At 31.0% G+C, this 13,873-nt stretch carries 11 protein-coding genes, 1 tRNA gene and 1 rRNA gene (1 of these 13 cut by a window edge); 9 read left to right on the top strand and 4 right to left on the bottom strand.

Translation table 11 applies throughout. From position 1 onward, the window contains the following. The 7 genes from DR024_RS06075 to DR024_RS06105 form a co-directional block, all read left to right on the top strand. A 23S ribosomal RNA gene (locus tag DR024_RS06075) occupies positions 1–1,309 on the top strand (it extends 1,599 nt beyond the left edge of the window). Between the two features lie 56 nt (positions 1,310–1,365). Continuing rightward, positions 1,366–1,440: transfer RNA gene (locus DR024_RS06080), tRNA-Asn, on the top strand. Between the two features lie 258 nt (positions 1,441–1,698). Next, complete coding sequence (locus DR024_RS06085) at positions 1,699–2,391, top strand: response regulator transcription factor (RefSeq protein ID WP_027099820.1); 693 nt, start codon at positions 1,699–1,701, stop codon at positions 2,389–2,391. A 3-nt stretch (positions 2,392–2,394) separates the two neighbouring features. After that, entirely contained in the window at positions 2,395–3,807 is a 1,413-nt protein-coding gene (locus tag DR024_RS06090; protein WP_027099819.1) for a sensor histidine kinase, read from the top strand. Further along, the gene (locus DR024_RS06095; RefSeq protein ID WP_027099818.1) at positions 3,791–5,281 is read left to right on the top strand and encodes a hypothetical protein; all 1,491 of its coding nucleotides are present in this window, start codon (positions 3,791–3,793) and stop codon (positions 5,279–5,281) included. Before DR024_RS06090 ends, DR024_RS06095 begins: the two co-directional genes overlap by 17 nt. A 10-nt stretch (positions 5,282–5,291) precedes the next feature. Beyond that, complete coding sequence (locus DR024_RS06100) at positions 5,292–6,674, top strand: TldD/PmbA family protein (protein WP_027099817.1); 1,383 nt, start codon at positions 5,292–5,294, stop codon at positions 6,672–6,674. Between the two features lie 9 nt (positions 6,675–6,683). After that, positions 6,684–8,027, top strand: coding sequence for a TldD/PmbA family protein (locus DR024_RS06105; RefSeq protein ID WP_055184034.1), 1,344 nt, complete (start codon positions 6,684–6,686; stop codon positions 8,025–8,027). A 41-nt stretch (positions 8,028–8,068) separates the two neighbouring features. On the opposite strand, the gene DR024_RS06110 is transcribed toward DR024_RS06105, so the two are convergent. Then, positions 8,069–9,934: an LTA synthase family protein gene (locus DR024_RS06110; RefSeq protein WP_111918328.1), complete on the bottom strand. Its 1,866-nt coding sequence runs from the start codon at positions 9,932–9,934 to the stop codon at positions 8,069–8,071. A 159-nt stretch (positions 9,935–10,093) separates the two neighbouring features. On the opposite strand from DR024_RS06110, the gene yedF reads away from it, so the two are divergent. Beyond that, the gene (gene yedF, locus DR024_RS06115; protein WP_027099814.1) at positions 10,094–10,666 is read left to right on the top strand and encodes a sulfurtransferase-like selenium metabolism protein YedF; all 573 of its coding nucleotides are present in this window, start codon (positions 10,094–10,096) and stop codon (positions 10,664–10,666) included. 12 nt (positions 10,667–10,678) lie between these two features. Here the strand turns inward: yedF and DR024_RS06120 are convergent, their stop codons facing one another. Further along, positions 10,679–11,479, bottom strand: a complete 801-nt coding sequence (locus DR024_RS06120) for a hypothetical protein (protein WP_111918330.1) — start codon at positions 11,477–11,479, stop codon at positions 10,679–10,681. Between the two features lie 112 nt (positions 11,480–11,591). Here DR024_RS06120 and DR024_RS06125 point away from each other — a divergent pair, with 112 nt between their 5' ends. Then, positions 11,592–12,551, top strand: coding sequence for an NAD(P)/FAD-dependent oxidoreductase (locus DR024_RS06125; RefSeq protein ID WP_027099812.1), 960 nt, complete (start codon positions 11,592–11,594; stop codon positions 12,549–12,551). Here the strand turns inward: DR024_RS06125 and DR024_RS06130 are convergent. Both DR024_RS06130 and DR024_RS06135 read right to left on the bottom strand, forming a co-directional pair. Continuing rightward, a complete protein-coding gene (locus tag DR024_RS06130) occupies positions 12,532–13,110 on the bottom strand; it encodes a GDSL-type esterase/lipase family protein (RefSeq protein ID WP_111918332.1) in 579 nt (192 codons plus the stop codon). The genes DR024_RS06125 and DR024_RS06130 overlap by 20 nt on opposite strands. Before the next feature lie 16 nt (positions 13,111–13,126). Beyond that, positions 13,127–13,747, bottom strand: a complete 621-nt coding sequence (locus DR024_RS06135) for a RusA family crossover junction endodeoxyribonuclease (RefSeq protein ID WP_027099810.1) — start codon at positions 13,745–13,747, stop codon at positions 13,127–13,129. Positions 13,748–13,873 lie beyond the last annotated feature (126 nt).

The following is a 13,873-nucleotide window of genomic DNA, read 5'->3' on the forward strand; positions in this document are numbered from 1 at the left end:
GCTTCCAAGAAAAGCATCTAGAGAGAGATGTAGTGCCCGTACCGCAAACCGACACAGGTAGATGAGGAGAGAATCCTAAGGCCGGCGGAAGAATCACAGTTAAGGAACTAGGCAAATTGACCCCGTAACTTAGGGAGAAGGGGTGCCTGTGAGAGCAGGCCGCAGAGAATAGGCCCAAGCAACTGTTTAGCAAAAACACAGGTCTCTGCTAAAGCGAAAGCTGATGTATAGGGGCTGACGCCTGCCCGGTGCTGGAAGGTTAAGGGGAACACTTAGCGCAAGCGAAGGTGTGAACTTAAGCCCCAGTAAACGGCGGCCGTAACTATAACGGTCCTAAGGTAGCGAAATTCCTTGTCAGGTAAGTTCTGACCCGCACGAATGGCGTAATGACTTGGGCACTGTCTCAACTGTGAATCCGGCGAAGTTGTAGTGCGAGTGAAGATGCTCGCTACCCGCGATTGGACGGAAAGACCCCGTAGAGCTTTACTGTAGCTTAGCATTGAATTTCGGTATTGTCTGTACAGGATAGGTGGGAGACTGGGAAATCAGGGCGTCAGCCTTGATGGAGTCGTCCTTGGGATACCACCCTGACAGTACTGAGGTTCTAACTGGATGCCATGAATCTGGTGACAGGACATTGTTAGGTGGGCAGTTTGACTGGGGCGGTCGCCTCCTAAAAAGTAACGGAGGCGCCCAAAGGTTCCCTCAGAACGGTCGGAAATCGTTCGAAGAGTGCAAAGGCAGAAGGGAGCCTGACTGCGACACCCACAAGTGGAGCAGGGACGAAAGTCGGGCTTAGTGATCCGGTGGTACCTCGTGGGAGGGCCATCGCTCAACGGATAAAAGCTACCTCGGGGATAACAGGCTGATCTCCCCCAAGAGTCCACATCGACGGGGAGGTTTGGCACCTCGATGTCGGCTCGTCGCATCCTGGGGCTGAAGTAGGTCCCAAGGGTTGGGCTGTTCGCCCATTAAAGCGGCACGCGAGCTGGGTTCAGAACGTCGTGAGACAGTTCGGTCCCTATCCGTCGCGGGCGTAGGAAATTTGAGAGGAGCTGTCCTTAGTACGAGAGGACCGGGATGGACTGACCTCTGGTGCACCAGTTGTTCCGCCAGGAGCACAGCTGGGTAGCTAAGTCGGGAAGGGATAAACGCTGAAAGCATCTAAGCGTGAAGCCCACCTCAAGATGAGATTTCCCATAGCATAAGCTAGTAAGACCCCTTGAAGAACACGAGGTTGATAGGTCAGAGGTGTAAGTGCAGTAATGTATGTAGCTGACTGATACTAATAGGTCGAGGGCTTGACCAAGTTAAAGATATTTCAATGATTATGTGCAATTTTCAGAGAACAGCTCTGATTAATATTCCGCGGTAGCTCAATGGTGGAGCACTCGGCTGTTAACCGATAGGTTGGAGGTTCGAGCCCTCTCCGCGGAGCCATTTAGAATTTTAAGCGATGGATTACCATCGCTTTTTTTGACGTGTAAAAAAATATAAAATTTTAATTTATTATAAATAATTGGAGCTTTGTGACGGAACAAGCAAAATAAATATCCCCACCCATTTTTGCACATATAAATATGTTAATTAAATTGTAACTACCTTGAATAATATTTATATTATAATAAAAATTAATAGTATGATATAAAATGAGGTAATTATTAATAATATAAGAGAAAATAGTATTGAGGTGTTATTATGACAAAGATTTTATTAGTAGAAGATGAAGAAAGTATAAGAGGGTTTTTAAAGATAAATTTAGAACGAAACTCATTTGAAGTTATAGAGGCGGAAACTGGAGAAGAAGGAATTGAAAAAGCTTTAAGGGAAAAACCCGAAATAATAATCTTAGATGTTATGCTTCCTGGAATTGATGGATTCCAAGTTTGCAGTAGACTAAGAAAAGAGTTCCCTAATGTAGGTATAATTATGCTAACAGCAAAAGGGCAAGATATGGATAAAATTATGGGATTAGAGTTTGGTGCTGATGATTATATAATAAAGCCATTCAATCCTTTAGAAGTTGTGCTAAGGGTAAAAGCTATTTTAAGACGTATAGGGATAAGTGAAGATGAAAGTAGTAATAATAAAAATAAGTTAATGGGTGGTCCATTTATAATTGATTTGTACTCTCAAAAATTATTAAAGAATAATAAAGAGATTGATGTAACTCCTAAGGAATACATGTTAATGAAGCTATTCATTGAAAATCCTAATAAAGCATTTACTAGAGATGAATTATTAAATTTAATATGGGGATATAACTTTTTTGGAGACCCTAAAATAATAGATGTTAATATAAGAAGGTTAAGATCAAAGATAGAGGATGATTCATCAAATCCACAGTATATAGAAACTGTATGGGGAATAGGTTATAGATGGAAGGGATAAATTATGAGAACAATAAAAAGTAGGTTAGTTAAGAGTTTCTCTATAGTAATATTTATAACTATTTTAGTACTAGATATATTGCTTATTACTTTTGTAAGAAAGTACTATTATGATAATATGAATGATTTATTAAAAAATCAGTTACAAGTAACAACTAACTTTTATAAAAAATACTTTAATTTATATTCTTTAGAGGAAAACATTTATGATAGTTTAGATTCATTTTGGGAACAAACTGATGCACAAATACAGATATATGATAATACTGGTTCAATGTTAATGGATTCTATAGGAGTGGTAGAAGATAATGTTAAATATATAGATGTGCAAAAGTCACTACAAGGAGAAAAAAATAATAGGTGGATTGGAAATGTAAGTTATTATGACTATAAAGTAATGGCATTATCAACACCAATAGAGTCTGATGGAAAAGTTATAGGAGTAATGAGATTAGTTGTTTCTCTTGAAGCTGTAGATAAAGGAATAAGTAATATAATAGTATTTTTCTTAATTATATCTATAACTGTTCTGATTTTTTCAATTTTAGTTAGTACAATTTTAGCAAAAAATATAGTAGTGCCAATAAAGAAACTTACTATAGTAGCAGAGGAAATGGCTGGGGGAGATTTAGGAGTAAGAAGTGATACTAATTCAAGGGATGAGATAGGTAAATTAGCTAAAACCTTGGATTACATGGCAGAAGAAATACAAAAGAGAGAACAATTAAAAAATGAATTTATTTCATCCATTTCACATGAATTAAGAACTCCATTAACTGCTATAAAGGGATGGGTAATAACATTAGATGATTCGCAAACAGATAAAGATACTTTAAAAATGGGATTGAATATAATTGAAAAAGAAACTGATAGATTAGTTAATATGGTAGAGGAACTTTTGGATTTTTCTAGATTATCAAGTGGTAAAATGACTTTAAATAAGAAAGAAGTCTCAATAAAAGCTATATCTGATTATATTGATGTATATATGTCAGCTAGAGCTAGGCGTGAAAATAAAAGGCTTAATATAAATTTAGATTCTGAGAATAAAAAAATATATGTAGATATTGATAGAATAAAGCAAGTATTAATAAATCTTTTAGATAATGCTTTCAAGTTTACAGAAGCAGAAGGTACTATAAGCATAAGTTTTACCGCTGTTGAAGGTTCTTTAAAAATAGTTGTCCAGGATGATGGGTCTGGAATAACAAAGGAAGATTTGCCAAGGGTAAAAGAAAAATTTTATAAGGGTAAGAATGCAAAATCTAAAAATGGTATAGGTTTGTCTATATGTGATGAAATAGTTAAATTACATAATGGAGAGATTTTTATTGAAAGTGAAGAGGGCAAAGGGACATCAGTAACCGTAATTTTGCCAGTAATTAAGGAGGAAGAAGCTAATGAAAAGACTTTTTAGTAGTGTTATATGTATTTTTTTATGTATCTTTCTTCTAATGGGGTGTTCTTTTGTTCAACAAGAAAGTAGCTCAGTAATAGTACCTCCACGTAATATGAACTTAAAAATAAAAGGAGGATGGAATGCAGAGGTATATAAGATATTAGAACCTAATGTACTATCTGATGAGGATATAAAAAATATAACCTCAAATCCTATAAAAATAAGAAGCAATGGAATTAGCCTATCTGGAGAAGATATTAAGAAAATAAAATATACAGTAAAGGTTGTAAAGCCTAATTATACAATTTCTTATGAGAATAAATATAAAATGTCAAACTTATTAGGAAATGAGATAGAGAGTATAGATGTATATTCTATAATATATCAGAACAAAGTATTAGCAGAATTTTTTTATAATACAGAAGAGGAATCCTATTTATATTACCAAGGTATAATTTTTAAACTTAAGTTAAATAAAGATATAGATATAAGTGAAGAGCAAAAGTATGCTGATTATGAAGGTTCAGTTGTTAAAGATGAATCAGGGATTTCAGAAGGACTATATATAACTTTGAAGAAGCCTTCTGAAGCAGAAGGAATGCCAGAAACATATAGAACCTTATGGATTAGTACAAAAGATGGAAGCCTTCAAGATGTTAAAGAAAGAGAGAACATTATATTTCCAAGACTTAAAGGTATATGGTACTTAGAGCCAAAGTTGTATGAGGATAAGGAAAGAAAGATAAGGTACGAGTATTTTGAATCAGCTCCAATTGATATAGCTACAGTTGAGTATAATAACAAGTTGGTTGAAGAAATAAAAGGTAATATTGAAGATGGAACAACCTTATTAAGGAATATAAATTTTATAAGTAATGATTATATAGCAACAGAAGTAGTAAGTAATAATAGCAAATATGAATCTGATTATTATGAAGTACTACCAATAGATAATATGAATACATCAACTGGAATATCTATAAGCGATTTATATACAACTAAAGATTCCTATACTGATTATACGGATGCCTATAATGAAACTTATAATACACTTAATAATGAAATTAAATCATCATTATCACAATATATAGATTATAGTAATTTTACTTTAGTAAGGGATAATGGAAAATGGGTTATTCAGGGGAGGATGTCGTCTTTAAAAAATGATAAATATATTAACTTTCCAACAAGATTAAAGCCTATTAAAAAGTTATTAAATTATGATACACTATTAATATCATGGAAACTTTTAAAAGGAGTTAACCCATATATGATAGATGCGTATACATCGCCATATAAATCTCTAGCAGTTATAATTCTTAAGGATGAGATGCTTATTTACAGAATTGTAGATGGTACCTTATCAGACGAACCTCTAAAAAGGATACAGCTTGAAGAGGGAGAAACTGTTATAATGGCTGAATGGTGTAGTTCAAATTATATTGACAAGTGGGCAAGTGCTTTTAAAGAAAACAGTAGAACAATAAAATAGGAGGATTGAAATGATTTCAAGAGAGGTAGCATCAAAGGTTTTATCTAAGTGTCTAATTACCGGTGGTGATTTTGCAGAAATATTTGAAGAAGATAGTATAAATAATTCTATTGGTATTTTAGACAATAAAGTTGAAAACGCCTTAGGGGGTAGAAGTTATGGCGTTGGTATTCGAATCTTTAAAGGATTAAAAAGCGTTTATGCATATACAAATGATAGCAGTAAGGAAGGTCTTTTAGATACTGCATATAAAGCAGCCTTAGCCTTAGGGGATTTAAGGGAAGAAAGAACTATTGTAATAAATAATAGAACTATAATAAATGATAGACATAACATTGAAGTATTTCCTAATGTTGTTGATTATAATAAAAAAGTTGGTGTAATGAAAATAGCATATAAAAGTGCCAAGGAATATCATTCAGATATAGCTCAAGTAAGTGTATCATATATAGATAAAGATCAAAAAGTACTTATAGCAAATACAGAAGGGCTTTACGTTGAAGATAGAAGAATTAGAACAAGATTAGCAATAAATGCTGTAGCATCTAAGGATGGTGAAAATCAAACAGGATTTGAGGGGCCAGGAAGATATAAAGGCTTTGAAATGTTTAATGAGATTGATCCAGAATATTACGGTAAGGAAGCAGCACGTTCTGCATATGTAATGTTAAATGCACGCAACTGTCCAGCAGGTAGAATGATGGCTGCTATTGACAACGGATTTGGAGGAGTTATATTCCATGAAGCTTGTGGACATTCATTAGAAGCTACATCAGTAGCAAAGGGTAACTCTGTATTCTCTGATTGTTTAGGTAAACAAATAGCATCTTCAAAAGTAACTGCAATTGATGATGGTACATTACCAAACCATTGGGGTTCAATTAATGTTGATGATGAGGGGACACCTGGAAGAAAAAATGTTCTTATAGAAAATGGAATATTAAAGTCATATATGATAGATAAGCTAAATGGTAGAAGGATGGGAATGGATCCAACAGGAAATGCTCGTAGACAGAGCTATAAGTTTGCTCCAACATCTAGAATGACTAACACTTATATTGCAGCAGGAGAAGATGATCCAAAGGATATAATTGCATCAATTCCAGAGGGGTTATACGCTAAGAAACTTGGTGGAGGTTCTGTTAATCCTGTAACTGGTGAGTTCAATTTTGCTGTAGCAGAGGGGTATCTTGTTAAGAATGGTGAAATTCAAGAGCCTGTTAGAGGAGCAAGTTTAATAGGTAAGGGTAGCGAAGTATTGATGAATATTGATATGGTTGGAACTAATTTAGCACAAGCTCAAGGAATGTGTGGTTCTTCATCTGGTAGCGTTCCTGTTAATGTTGGGCAACCTATGATTAGAGTAAAAGAAATTACTGTAGGTGGAAGATAGGAGGTTAACATGGAATTTAGAGAATTTAAGGAAAAATTATTTAATAGAGCTAAAAATGAAGGCTTTCAAGAGTGTGAGATATACTTTACAAATAGAGAAAGCTTAAATATAACGGTTTACGAAGAAGAGGTTGAAAAATATAATTTAAATAAAACTTTTGGTTTATCTTTTAGAGGAAAAATTCAAGAGAAAATGGGATATTCATACACAGAAATTATGGATGAAGAAGCAATTGAAATGTTAGTAAAGAATGCTAAAGATGGAGCTAAAACTGTTGAGAGCGAAGATATACAGTTTATTTATGAAGGGGATAAAGAATATGAGGAAGTGAAGACTTATTCTGAAGACCTAGAATCAGTAAAACCTAGCGAATTAATAGATATTGCTTTAAATATGGAAAAGGAAGCTAAACAGTTATCTGATAAAGTAGTTAATCTTGGAGGATGTAGTGTAGGATATGGAACATCTAGTTATGGAATATATAATACAAAAGGGCTAGAGCTTAGTAATAAGACTAATCTGCTAACAGCATATGTAGTACCTATAGTTGAAGAATCAGGGGAAAAATATGATGGAACTGGTTATGTAACAGCAAACTCATTAAAAGAAGTAAATCCAAGAAAGATAGCTAAACAAGGTATTGAAGAGGCGTTATCAAGAATAAATGGTAAAAGCATTAAGTCAGGTAAGTATAAGACATTAATATATAATGAAGCTATGGTTTCTTTATTATCAACATTTGCCGGAGTATTTAGTGGAGATGCAGCACAAAAAGGTCTTTCTTTATTAAAGGACAGAGAAGGAGAAATAATTGCATCATCAATAGTAACTTTGGTTGATAATCCACTATTAGAAGATGGGTTAGCTTCTACTCCATTTGATGATGAAGGGGTAGCAACATATAAAAAAGAAATTATATCTAAAGGAAAGTTAGAAACTTTACTTCATAATTTAAAGACTGCAAATAAAGCAGGTATAAAAACTACAGGAAATGGATTTAAAGCTTCATATGCATCTACAGTTGGAATATCTCCAACTAACTTCTATATAGAGAAGGGAAGTAAATCTATAGATGAATTATATGAAGAAGTAGGGGAAGGGCTAATGATAACTGAGCTTGCAGGAATGCATTCAGGAGCAAATTCTATTACTGGAGATTTCTCATTAGCAGCAAAAGGATTCTATATAGAGAATGGAAAGAAATCATTTCCTGTTGAACAAATAACTATAGCTGGTAACTTCTTTGACTTATTGAAAGAAATTAAAGTTATAGGGGAAGACTTAAAGTTCCCAATGAGTAGTGTGGGATCACCATCTGTTATTATTAATGAATTATCTGTTGCAGGAAAATAGTAAAATAATAAGACACGCTGTAAATAGCGTGTCTTATTGCTTTAATTAACTTTTTTGAAATAATTAGCTCTTATCATTTTATCTGAAAGGTCTAAAGAAGATTTTATTATTTCCTCATCTTCTGCTGATAAGTTTTCTCCCTTAATTGTTCCATTAGTTAATATAGCATAGCTCCTATTAGTATTTAATAAATTTCTCCCTAGTGCTGTATTTTCATATAATGATTTATCTATTCCAAGTAAATACAACATAGTAGGCATTATATCAATTTGACCGCCAATAGTTTCTAAAGTCTTTGGTTCTTTAATATCTTTATCATAGATTATTAAAGGAACAATAGGATTACCATCGTCTAAATACCAAGCTTCTTTTTGAGAAAGTTGGTTTATTCCATGATTATAGTATTTATGAACTCCAGTATGATCCCCAACTATAAAAACTAATGAGTTATCAAGAATTCCTTCTTTATCAAGTAACTCTAAGAAGTATCCAATTTGTTCATCTGTATAATGAACACTTTCAAAGTAACCCCCAAGCTCACTTTTATCTAACTCTTCATCTAATCCTAGTTTTCTATATTCTTGAGGAATATCGAAAGGACCATGATTAGTTAAAGTTATAGTATGAGCAAAGAATGGCGAATTTAAATTCTTTAGCATTGGTACAACTTGTTCGAAGTAGCTTCTATCACTTATACCCATACCTATTTGTTCATCATCATTAAATGAAAAGTAATCTATAAAGTTATCAAAATCAATACCACCCTTTAATGCATTTGCATAGTTCCAGAAAGAACCTTTATCAGGATGAATAGAAGAGGATGTGTATCCTGCATTTCTAAGAATTATAGGTAATGAATTATAGGTAGCATTTGGATATCTGAAGAATGTACTTCCTCTTCGTAATGGCAACATAGACGTATTTACCATTAAGTCAGAATCGGAGCTTGTCCCTTCGTTAACCTGTTCATATATGTTTGGAAAGTACAATCCTTTTTGTATTAGTTCATCCATTACAGGGGTAATTTTCTTACCGTTAATTTCTTTGCCTAAAACAAATGATTCAAGAGATTCTACTTGGATAACAATTAAATTTTTATTTTTTGAAATTCCCGCATATTCATTATCAGGTAGATTTTCATTTTTCCAATTATAATATTGATTAATTTGGTCATTTTCTTCTTCTGTTAGTTCATAAGGCTTGGAATCCTTATATACATTTATTATATCCATTATGTGATAACCAACAGGTGTAAAATATTTTACTGTATTAGTTGGATCATATCCATCAAAAAGATATGCATTCTTAACATTTTCGTTATTTAATACAAAAAGATTAAAAGGAACATATAATATAAAAGCTAAAGGAATAATAAATGTAGCTAAAAATGTTTTTATAGCTCTTTTAGGATTAATTGAGTAAGTTTTCCTAGTAAAGAAAACATAAACTCCTAAAATGATAAAGTCTAAGAAGAATATGAAATCATATGAGCTAAGCATGGACATTACTGATCCACCAAGATTATCTAAATTAGCAGTTTGAGTTAATATAAGGATTGAAGGTACTGTTAAAAATCCTCTAAAATACATAACATCTAATAATGTTAATGCAGTAATTAGGGAATCTATAACAAATAGATATATTATTCTACCTTTACCTTTGAATAATAAGCTAAAACTTAAAAATACTAAGGTATAAGCAAAATAATAATTTATACAAGGAGATGCATTGGAAAATCCAAGAGATATATTAAAGTCATATGGATTTTGATTTTGTATAAATCCTTGTAGAAATATAGATTTTAAAACTATTCCTAAAAGAGGAATAAGGAATAATCCTATTTTTATTAATTTATTTTTATCAAAATTTTTTAGATAGTTCTTAATTTGTTCTAATAAGTTACTCATTTCTTCACCTCTCAACAGTAATCATAATCAATTATAGTATAATATGATATGGCAAATCAAATTAAAGAAAGAGTATTTATTAAATCTTAATAAATGATATAATTTAAATATAACCATTTTTATAAATAAATAGCTTTAATTACAGTATGAGGTGATGGTATGAAGAGGATTGACTGTAGAGGTATAGAAGGTCCAAAGGTGATAAAGAAAGTTAAAAAATATTTTGATTCTATTGGTGAAGGTGAAGCAACTGTACGTGTAGATAATGATATTGCAAATAGTAATATAACAAAATATGCAATGACTCAAGGATATCATGTTGATTCACAAGAGGTTGGTGATGAGTTTAATCTAACTATTGAAAAAAGAGGATGCTTAGAGGTATTAGAAGAAGATAAAAATTATGTTGTTATAATTTCAACTGATATGTTAGGAAAAGGTGATGAGGAATTAGGAAAGAAATTAATGATTTCTTATTTGGATACAATAAGTGAAGAATTTAGATTACCTAAGAAGATTATCTTTTTAAATAGTGGTGTAAAGTTGCTATCTGAAGAGTCTAAAGTTATTGAAGGAATAAAACTACTAATTGAAAAAGGTGTTAAAATATACTCATCATCAATGTGCATAGATCATTATGATCTAAGAAATAAAGTTTTAGTTGGCATAAAGATAGATATGAATGAAATTGTTGATATTATGAATGAAGCAGACCAATTAATAAAGATATAAAGTAGATTAAATTTAATCTACTTTATATCTTTTATTATTTTCAAATAGAGTAAGAGTGTATAAGTTCTTTTCATTATCACCGAAGAAATCAGCATAGGCATCATTAAAACTATTAGACTTATTATCTATAAAATATACTAAAAAGCCTTTACAGTATTTGTAGGTATAGGTTTCTTTTAACTCTCTACAAATATTATTTAAAGTATCCCGATCTGAAGAGTTTGCAATAACTTCAATTCTTAAGTAATTTCCACCATAGGCTAAGGTTTTTATTTTATATGAACTTTCACTATTTGAAGATACTGTTTCAAACTTTCCATTAAAAGAATATTCAATATTTGATACACTCTTATCAATTTGAATATTTGATTTAGTAGATGTATTTGGCATCAAGTTTTTAACTGTTAGATTTAAGGTTGAAACAGTAGAATTATTTTGGTCTAAAAACTTCAAGTGTACTATCCCTGTAAATTGCAGAGATGAATTATTATCAATTGATATATATGCATTTTTATTATTAGATAAATTAGGGTTACTAAACCTATATATAAATGATAAATCTTTATAAGAAGCTATGGATAATTCTGAGGTATTTATTTTAGTTTTATTTACAGAATTAAAACTATTATTTTTTAGGTTTATAAGACCTAATATTGTTCCTGAACTTAAAAGCACAAACGATACTGCTATTAGAATCAAAGTTATAGAGTTATAGATTTTTCGTTTTTTATGTATTTTAAGTCCTAAAATCACTATAGAAGAGCTAATGCCTAATAAACCTAAAATATATAAAACTATAAAAAAAGAATTCATATTAAATCACCTTATTTATTTTCGAAATTTAATAGTAAAAGTTAATATGTTATAATCAACTTATATTAAGAAATTTGAGCGATGTAAGGCAGTCTAAGGAGGAAGTTTCTTTATGATTCAATATGATTTGATAGTTGTTGGTGGTGGGATTAGTGGCATGACAGCTGCCCTAAGTGCCTTAGAAAATGGAGTGAAAAATGTAATTATTATAGAAAGAGAAGATTCATTAGGAGGAGTAGTGAATCAGTGTATTCATAGTGGATTTGGTAGCAGCATTTTAAATGTGGAAGTTACAGGTCCTGAATATGTTAATTTTATTAGAAACAGATTACTTAATCATGAAGTCTATATAAAGTTAGAAACAGAAGTAATAGATTTATCTAAAGATAAAGTTATAACATATGTAAATTCTTTAGAGGGAGTTACAGAAATAAAAGGAAGCTCAATAATTTTTGCTACGGGATGTAGAGAAAAGTTTACTGGAAGTATAAATATAGCAACTAATACTTATACAGGAATTAATAGTATAGGAAATGCTCATAGAGTAGTAAATTTAGAGGGATACTTATTAGGAAAAGAACCTGTTATAGTAGCAAGTAATAAGTGGGCTTTAATAGTAGCACGAAGATTATACATAGAAGGTGCTGATATAAAAGGTATTTTAATAAAGGAAAATGAAAACTTCATATTTGATGATGAAAACAAAGATATAATAGAAGGATTTAATATACCTGTATACATTGATTCAAAGGTAATAGAGATATTTGGAGATGAAAGAGTTACAGGAGTGAAAATTGGTTCTCTTATGGATAAAAAAGAGATTATTTTAGGCTGTGATTCATTGTTATTATCTGTAGAATATTTTCCTGAGAATAGTTTGTTAAAGAATGTAAAAGTCGAAATGGACAAAGAAACACTTGCACCAATTGTTAATGAGTATGAGACTGGAATTAAAGGGGTTTTTGCTTGTGGAAATTTAATATATGGTACAAAAGCATTAACTCAAAAGGATATTAATGGAGGAGAAGCAGGAAAAAGGGCAGCAGAATATATTAGAAATTATTATTATTAATTGTTCTTAATGCCTCATCCTTCATAAGCTCATTACCAAGAGAATTAAGATGAATACCATCAATAAAAATATTTTTATCTATATTCTTAAGTGATAGATTATAAAAATCTACATATTCTATATTGTGTTTTTTGCAAACTTTTATTAAGGAAGTACGTAGATTTGGAAGAGATGAAAAACAATAATCATATAATTGAGATGGCATAAATAATTCTTCTGCCATCTCCTTTATTATAATAGGTGGAATTCCAATTACTACATTAGAGTTATTAGATAAAGTTTCTAAAATCATTTCTTCAATATTGTCTACTATATTAAAAAGTTTTCTGCCACATAGAAGATCATTTGTCCCACCCATTATAAAAGTTATGTCAGGTTTGTGTTTTATAAGATTTTCATATAATCTATTTAACATTGATGGAGTTGTATCTCCATTTATTCCTTTATTAATAATTTTTATATCTAAACAGTTTCCTAATAGATTAGCCCAAGTTTTATCCTTAGCCAATCCATATCCGTATGTTAGACTATCACCAATACATAATATCTTGTTTATCATAATTAGGTTATCCTCTCTAGAAAAGTTTTTTAAAACAGTTTTTACAAATCAATGTTTTTCCTTTATCCGCAGTAATAAAATCATTACAAGTAATTGATTTCTTACACATACTACATATCTTATCAGATTTAATAGTCTTTTCATTTAAATTAGCAACACTTTTTTCATGGAAGTTCTTTCGTAGAGGCTTATATTCATTTTTTTGTGTTGAAGTTTCCTTAGGGATAACTGAATAGGTAAGAGAGTATTCACTTTCTCCAAATAATTCAAGTTCAAACCTAGGGTTTTCCTTATCGTAAAATTCTTCTATTACTATTCTTCTTACTTGAGCATCATTAACTATTAATCCACTTTTTTCTACACCGTCAAAAATACTTTTACAAATATTTATAGTATCTGGATGTCTTTTTTCGCTTTTATAGTATACCTTAAGAATTGCTATTAAACTTTCAGTTAAAACAATTTCTGGATTTTGAGAACGAGCAATATATGCTATTTCTTGTTCATATAGTGCATATCTATCGTGATATTGTCCAGAATTATAAGGTAATATAGCACGCCCATTAACATTATGTAGTTTAAAGTTAGATTTAGTTATAGGAGATCCATTTACTATAACTTTTGCATAAGATGACATAATATTTACTCCTTTATTTTAAGTAAAACTTAATTTTCCATAAATTCTATAACAAAATAGCTGAAATATTGACCATTAACGATTATAATTAAAATAGAATTTCAATTTTAAATTTACAGTATTATT

This window comes from Clostridium paraputrificum, assembly GCF_900447045.1.
In the GTDB taxonomy this organism is placed as follows: Bacteria; Bacillota; Clostridia; order Clostridiales; family Clostridiaceae; genus Clostridium; species Clostridium paraputrificum.